General features: G+C 62.7%; 1 protein-coding gene. It reads right to left on the bottom strand.

From position 1 onward, the window contains the following. On the bottom strand, positions 1–1,075 hold a 1,075-nt coding region (locus V3W27_RS28080; RefSeq protein WP_330208062.1), incomplete at both ends, for an immunoglobulin-like domain-containing protein.

The raw sequence follows: 1,075 nt of genomic DNA, 5'->3' as shown, positions 1-1,075 counted from the left end.
GGTGTGGCCGTTGGACAGGGTCACGACAACTGGCGAGCCAGTCACAGGCGCACCGACAGTCGCGGTGTAGGTGACAGTGCCACCCTCGGCGACAGTACCCGTGGCGGTGAGTTTCACGCCCGTGGTGTCGATGGTGTCGGTGACGCTGGTCACGGCTGGTGTGGTGCTCGACACCAGGTTTTCGAAGTTACCGCCGGTGGCAGTCTTGATCGTGGCCTGCACGGTGCCGGCGTCTTTGTAGACGTCATCGGCTGGTGCAGGAACAGTCACGGTGCCGGTGGTTTTGCCTGCATCGATCGTGATCACTGCGCCGTTGCTCAGGGTCACGGTCACTGGCGAGCCAGCGGCGTTGGTCAGCGTTGCGGTGTAAACGATCGAGCCACCTTCGGCCACGGTGCCGGTCGCGGACAACGACAGATTGGTGGTGTCGACGGTGTCGGTCACGGTGGTGCTGACCGGAGTCTTGTCGGCAACCAGATTCTCGTAGTTGCCGCCGCTCACGTTGGTGATGGCGTTGGTCAACGGCGCATGGCCGGTCAGCGCATCATTTGGTGCGGTGGTGGTTACGGTGCCGGTGGTTTTGCCGATGTCGATGGTGATGGTCTGGCCGTTGGACAGGGTCACCACGACTGGCGAACCAGTGACTGGCGCGCCGACGGTGGCGGTGTAGACGACGTTGCCGCCTTCAACCGCTGTACCGGTGGCAGACAACTTCACAGTAGTGGTGTCGATGGTATCGGTGACGCTGGTCACGGCCGGTACGGTGCTCGGCACCAGATTTTCGAAGTTGCCACCGCTGGCGTTGGTGATGGTTGCCTGCACGGTGCCGGCGTCTTTGTAGACGTCATCGGCAGGTGCTGGAACGGTCACGGTGCCGGTGGTTTTACCGGCGTCGATGGTGATGACTGCGCCGTTGCTCAGGGTCACGGTCACTGGCGAACCCGCGGCGTTGGTCAGGGTTGCGGTGTAAATGATCGAACCGCCCTCGGCGACCGTATTAGTGGCGCTCAGGGACAGGTTGGTGGTGTCGACAGTGTCGGTCACGGTGGTGCTGACCGGTGTCTTGTCGGCTACC

This window comes from Pseudomonas sp. AM14(2022) (assembly GCF_036346455.1).
Classification (GTDB): domain Bacteria; phylum Pseudomonadota; class Gammaproteobacteria; order Pseudomonadales; family Pseudomonadaceae; genus Aquipseudomonas; species Aquipseudomonas putida_A.
This window is presented reverse-complemented; position numbering and strand designations above follow the sequence as displayed.